The 6236-nt window shown below is 70.0% G+C and carries 5 protein-coding genes and 1 pseudogene; 5 read left to right on the forward strand and 1 reads right to left on the reverse strand.

The genetic code is table 11. The annotated features are described in order from the left end of the window. The 4 genes and pseudogenes from DQW85_RS29550 to DQW85_RS29565 all read left to right on the forward strand — a co-directional run. Positions 1–216: pseudogene (locus DQW85_RS29550) on the forward strand (hypothetical protein); the annotation flags it as partial. After that, complete coding sequence (locus tag DQW85_RS29555) at positions 213–920, forward strand: response regulator (RefSeq protein ID WP_113703120.1); 708 nt, start codon at positions 213–215, stop codon at positions 918–920. The pseudogene DQW85_RS29550 and the gene DQW85_RS29555, both read left to right, overlap by 4 nt. Positions 921–1008: 88 nt before the next feature. Then, entirely contained in the window at positions 1009–1431 is a 423-nt protein-coding gene (locus DQW85_RS29560; RefSeq protein ID WP_113703121.1) for a cold-shock protein, read from the forward strand. A 185-nt stretch (positions 1432–1616) separates the two neighbouring features. Next, positions 1617–2378 (forward strand): thioesterase II family protein, encoded by a 762-nt coding sequence (locus DQW85_RS29565; protein WP_113703122.1) that lies wholly within the window; start codon positions 1617–1619, stop codon positions 2376–2378. Positions 2379–2787: 409 nt separating this feature from the next. On the opposite strand, the gene DQW85_RS29570 is transcribed toward DQW85_RS29565, so the two are convergent. Beyond that, positions 2788–4602 carry an AfsR/SARP family transcriptional regulator gene (locus DQW85_RS29570; protein ID WP_162795475.1) on the reverse strand — a complete coding sequence of 605 codons (1815 nt, stop codon included), beginning with the start codon at positions 4600–4602 and terminating at the stop codon, positions 2788–2790. Between the two features lie 468 nt (positions 4603–5070). Here DQW85_RS29570 and DQW85_RS29575 point away from each other — a divergent pair. Continuing rightward, on the forward strand, positions 5071–6236 hold a 1166-nt coding region (locus DQW85_RS29575; protein ID WP_205315506.1), incomplete at its 3' end, for a condensation domain-containing protein.

Here is a 6236-nt window from a genome sequence, read left to right on the forward strand (position 1 = left end):
ACCGGGGGACAGGCCGGTCAGGGGAGGCAGGGGGCCGGGGGACGTGACGGCCCCCAGGGCCACGCGGGCCACGGCGGGCACGGCCTGCTCGGGATGCGCGAGCGCGTCGCGACCGTCGGCGGGCGGCTGCGGATCGGCCCCGTGGCCGGTAGCGGCTTCCTCGTGGAGGCCACCCTGCCCGTGGCGGACTCCGCGCGGACGGGAGCCGGAGTGTGAGCGCCGAGCACGCGGTCCGCGTCGTCGTCGTGGACGATCAGGAGGTCGTCCGCGCCGGATTCGCGGCGCTGCTCAACACCCAGCCCGACTTCACGGTGGTGGCGACCGCCGCCGACGGGGCCGAGGCGATCTCCCACTGCCGCGCGCACCGCCCCGACGTCGTCCTCATGGACGTACGTATGCCCACCATGGACGGCATCGAGGCGACCCGCCAGATCACGGCCGGCGCGGCGGACGGCGAGCCTCCGCGCATCCTCATGCTCACCACCTTCGACCTGGACGAGCACGTGTACGACGCGCTCGCCGCCGGGGCCAGCGGGTTCCTGCTCAAGGACGTCACAGCCGAACGGCTCTTCGACGCGGTCCGCGTGGTGGCCGCCGGTGAGGCGCTGCTCGCTCCTAGCGTCACTCGGCGGCTCATCGGTGAGTTCGCCCGCTTCCGGCCTCGCCCGGCCTCGCCCCTGCTGGCCGAGTTGACGCCGCGCGAGGTCGAGGTGCTCCGGCTCGTCGCCGAGGGGCTGACCAACGCCGAGATCGCGCCGCGGCTCGTGGTCAGCGAGGAGACGGTCAAGACGCACGTGAGCCGGCTGCTGCGCAAGCTCGGCCTGCGCGACCGCGTCCAGGCCGTCGTGACGGCCTACGAGTCGGGCCTCGTCGTGCCGCGGTCGGACGGTCACCGGGCGGGCCGCCCCGCCTCCCGCTGACGCGTGCGTTATCGCGCTCGCTATACGGGCAATCCACTTATTGATAACGTGCGAGCGCCACATGTTGTGTTGCGGATGGGAGTTAGTGTTGCGGACGGGAAGAATTCTACGATTCGATGAGGTTCGTGGTTACGGGTTCATCGTCCCGGACGGTGGGGGCGAGGATGTATTCGTCCACGCCAACGATTTCCTGGACGAGAAGAGCACGTTCGCGCCGGGGGTCGCCGTCGAATTCGAGGTAGTGGAGGGCGAGCGGGGCCTGAAGGCCTTCGCCGTACGCGCCCTCGACAAGGGGACCGGCAACGTCGTCCCCGCGGAGAAGAGCGCTCCGGTCCCCGTATCGGAGCTGGACGACGACGGCACCTGTGACGTGCTGTCACGAGACGAGTTCCTGCACGAGGTCACCGAGACGCTGCTGTCCGCGGCGCCGACGCTGACGGCGCTGCAGATCACGCAGGTTCGGGAGAGCCTGGCCGACGTCGCCCAGAAACACGGCTGGACCGAGGACTGAGCCGGCGCCCCTCCCGGCCGCACAGGCCGGGAGGGGCCTTCGCGCGCCCCGCGCCTGTCTCCGGGCACCCCCTCGCCGGAGCGGCACTTTCCGAGAGCAGCTTGCAGAGCGGCACTTCCGAGAGCGGCACTTCCGAGAGCGGCACTTCCGAGAGCGGTACTTTCCGAGAGCAGCAAAGGAGCACCATGTCGGTCAACGATGCGCGCAGGTGGGTCCGCCGGTTCGGCGGGACCGCGAGCGGCGGGGTGCGGCTGGTGTGCTTCCCGCACGCGGGCGGCGCGGCGAGCTCCTTCCTGCGCCTGTCCAGGACGCTGGCGCCCGGTGTCGACGTGCTGTCGCTGCAGTACCCGGGCCGCCAGGACCGCAACAGCGACCCGCACTTCGAGTCCATCCCCGGCCTGGCCCACTCGATCTTCACCGCGCTGCGCGGAGAGCTGAACGGCCCCTACGCCTTCTTCGGGCACAGCATGGGCGCCCTCGTGGCCTTCGAGACGGCTCGCCTCTTCGAGCGGCACACGGGAGGTCAGCCGGTGCGCCTGTTCGTCTCGGGCTGCCGCGCCCCCTCGATGCTGGGCCTGGAGAGCCTCCACCGCCTCGACGACGACGGCCTGGTCAAGGAGATACGGCGCCTCAACGGCACGGCCCAGGACCTGCTGGACGACACAGACATTCTTAAGCTGACCCTGCCGATCGTGCGCAGCGACTACAAGGCCGTGGAGACGTACGTTCCCGACGCGGACGCGACCGTGACGTGCCCGATCACCATCCTGGTCGGTGACGCCGATCCCGTAACGACCGTCGAGGAGGCCGGCGGGTGGCGCGCGCACACCACCGGCGACGCCGAGCTCCGGATCTATCCAGGCGGTCACTTCTACCTCAACGACCAGGTATCGCCGGTCGCCAAGGAGGTCCTCGACGGGCTGGCGATCGGCTCCGGAGCCGCCTGACAGCTCTGAAACGGGTCCGCGCAGGGCTTTACAAGGACCTTATCTTCCTGCCGACAATATCCTCGACAGAGGTTGTCAGAGCTGTGGAGGTGCGCCTGGGACGCGATCCGGAAGGGTGGGCCCACGGCGTGTCTCCGGCCGGCGGCGCCCCGGCATCGTGTGTTTAAAATCAACGGCGCCCTCAGAGGCGGTGCGTTTTAAGAGCACGCACACGGCCCTCCGACGGACTGTGAGCAGGCACCGTGAGGTCGGTCGTGCGTGCCTGTGTCAGGCGTTCCCGCTCGCTGGATCCGGCGCCTTGGAGGCCGCCGGACCGGTACGACGTCATGGACGCCCAGTCACGGACGTGGTCAGCGCCGGGTCCTCGATGCGATGACCCGGCCCGACACGGGCGTGATGGGCGGCCGGGTCACGACGGGGCCTGCGCGCACGCCACGAGGCGTGGAGACCGTGTGCGTTCCACGGCGGCCGAGAGCGTGGCGGAGTCGTCCTCCACCAGGGCGCGCTCGCGGGCGAAGGCCAGGATGAGATCGGGGCACTGGTAGACGGTGCAGCCGTTGACCAGCTCGGCGCGGAGCAGGTGGGCGTCGGTCAGCTCGTCGAGCCTGCGCATCGCCTCCCCCGCGGGAACTCCCTCCAGCGCGGCGGCCGTCCAGATGTCGATCTCACGGGACGCCCGATAGCCGATCTTGCGGAGCAGCGACCGGGCCGCCGGGCTGAGCGCCTGATAGTCATGGTTCAGCACCGGGCGCATCGCCCTGTCGTCGTGGCTCAGCGCGTCGAGCATGCTCGATCGGTTGGCCAGCAGGGTCGCCAGATGGCTCATCGTCCAGTGCGGCTTGGCCGCCAGCTTCGCGGCGGCTATGTCGATGGTCAGCGGTAGGCCCCCGCACAGCTCGATCACGCGGTTGGCCGCCTCCGGCTCCTCCGGCCGCCGGCCGTACCTGCTGCCACGGGTCAGCAGCGTGCGCGCGGCATGCAGGGGGAGCGGACCGAGTGTGATTCGGTACGGCCTCAGCGACGTGAGTGGCGAGCGGCTGGTTACGATTACCGCGCTGCCCGGATCGCCGGGCATGATCGGTCGTAGGTGCTGCACCCCCGTCACGTTGTCCAGCACGATGAGCATCCGCCGCCCCGTGAGCAGTGACCGGAACAGCGCGCTCCGCTCGCTCGTGCCCGCCGGGATGTCAGCCGCCCCCATGGCGCGCAGAAACCTCTCCAGGACCGTGTCGGGGTCCTCGGGTTCGTCCGTGAACAGCACGCCGTCGGGGAACCGCGGCGACACCTCGTGGGCCGCCTCCAGGGCGAGCATGGTCTTGCCCGTGCCCCCCGGGCCGCTGACGACGACCAGCGGCTCCCGCTGCTCCAGGGCGAGCCGGATCTCGTCCAGCTCCGAGTTGCGGCCGATCAGGGCCCGGGGACGGGCCGGCAGCTGCCGGGGCACGTGCGAGGCCGGGGCCACGACGCCCAGGGAGGGGGCCTGGCGCAGGATCTGCTCGTGGAGTCCCCGCAACGCCGGGCTCGGATCCGTGCCGAGCGTGTCGGCCAGGGACTCGCGCAGGTCCGCGAAGATCTGCAGCGCCTCCCCGCTGTAGCCGGAACGGTGACGGGCCAGCATCAGCTGGCCGTAGAACCGCTCGTTGAGCGGATGGTCCCGGATCAGCTCGTACAGCTCCTCCGTGACCTCGGAGTGGTTTCCGAGCGCGAGCGTCGCGTCGATGTGGTCGCCGATGGCCTCGATGCGAAGCTGTTCCAGGTGGTCGGCCTCGGCCTCGAAATAACGGCCGGCGAGTCCGGTGAGCGCGGGACCCCGCCAGAACTGCTGGGCCCCCTCCAGCAGTTTCGCGGCCTCGAGATGACGCCCGCTCTGCAGCGCCGCCCGCCCCTCACGGGCCAGGAGTTTGAACTGGGAGACGTCGACGACTGTGTCAGGTGGTAGGCGTAGCAGGTATCCCCCGTCCAGCGAGGTGATCGAGACGTTGCACGGTTCCAGCGTCGCCCGCAGCCGGGAAATGTGAATCCGGACTCGGTTGAGCAGTCTGGCCTGGTCCACGTCGGCCATTTCCGTGTCGAAGAGCGCGTCGATCAGCCGGGTCGTTGAAAGCACGGTTCCGGGTTTGAGCAAGAGCAGCGCGAGAGCCGCTTTGGGACCGCGACCGGGTATCCGGATCTCCTTGCTGTCCAGCTTGACGCTGAACGGTCCAAGCAGGCCGAACTCGAGCATTCCACCTCCTACGAGATGCCAGATTTTGGCTGTCGAACCAGCAAAAGCCCCCGTAATCTGCATATATGTGGGAAGGCAGGGCCACTCTAACCCCGCTTCTCCTGAAGGCAACAGACATCACACTGAAAACTGCTTGAAATAGGCACGGCCTAGTTTGGAGCGGTAGCACGCTGGGTGTGCTGTCGATCCCGCCTGCCGCCGCAATGTGAATATCCTGACGACCTGAATGGGAAGTAAATCTTGGCGAAAGATCCCGGCCAGTTGACGCCGCACTGGGGCGGAAAGTCGTCGGAGGACGCGGAAACGCGCGCCGGTTCTTGGGCGCATCGGCTCTACGAATTCACCTGTGACCTGGACGAGCGTTTGTTCGGCCAGGCGTGGGAATTGACGGCGCGCCGGCGCCTGGCGCCGCCGGCGGGCGATGTGTCGGATTCATCACTCTCCGTAGCTGAGCCCTTGCCGCTCGAGGTGGTTGACTGGTCGGACTCTCAGGCGCAGGAGGACACCCAGCACGTCCGGCTCGCCGAGCTTCTCCAGGACGACGAGGAGCACGAGAGGGGCCCCCGGGGCAGCCACTGGGGCGGCTCCAACGGCTCACTCGACCGGAGCGCTTCCAGGGTGGGGGCGCTCGGGGTGCGGTTGCGCCTGGTCGGCCGGGGTGGCGGCCGGTTCTGGCTCGTGTGGAGCACCTGGCAGAGCCCCGGGCTCGGCGATGGTCGAGCGGTGGCGGGCGCGCTGGACACTTACGGCACGCTGGACATCCACCAGGTCTGGCAGACGTACCAGTCGCTGTCGCAGGGCGAGGAACCCGCGGCGCCTGTGCGTTCCGCCCCGTCCGCGACCTCCGCGCCGTCTGGGATCACCACCCCCTCCAGGGGGTCCGCTTCCTCCGGGCCGGCCGCTACGGTGGGCGAGGCGGAGGAGTTCTGGCGGGGGTATCTGGCCGGGTTCGACGCGCCCACTCCGTTGCCGGTCGACCGGCAGGCGAGCACGCACTGGGCTCGGGACCGGCGCCGCGTGGAGCTGCCGGGCGAGGTGGCCGAGGGACTGGAACGGCTGGCCGTCCAGGCCGGTGTGACGCTGGGCACGGTGGTGCGGGCCGCGTGGGCGCTGGTGCTGTCGCGGTACGCCGGTGAGCCGGATGTGGTGTTCGGGCTGCCGCTCTCCGGTGGATCGCCGGAGACGGAACCACCCCGCCCGGTCGCCGGGGTGCCCGACGAGGTGTCCGCCGGGGTGCCGCTCGGGGTGCCCGCCGGGGTGCCCGCCGGGGTGTCCTCCGACGCCGTGCCGCTGCGGGTGCGGGTGCCGTCCGGCATGCCCTTCGCGGAGTGGCTGGCGGATGTGCGCGACACGCAGGTGGCGGTGTCGAGGTTCGCGTCGACGCCGTCGTCCGACATCCAGCGCTGCTCGCCCATCTCCGGCGACCTCGCCCTCTTCGACAGCGTGGTCACCTGCCACACCCGGCCGGAGCCGGCCGCCGGATACCGCGAGGTGTCGAGCCGGCCGCTGGTGGTCGAGTGGCATGGCGGAGAGCGGGCGGCTGTGGAGGCCGACTTCTCGATCGCGGCTTTTGATGGGGTGACGGTTGGGGGGGTGTTGGAGTCGTTGGGTGTGGTGTTGGGGGTGGTGGCTGG

The organism is Nonomuraea lactucae (genome assembly GCF_003313395.1).
In the GTDB taxonomy this organism is placed as follows: Bacteria; Actinomycetota; Actinomycetes; order Streptosporangiales; family Streptosporangiaceae; genus Nonomuraea; species Nonomuraea lactucae.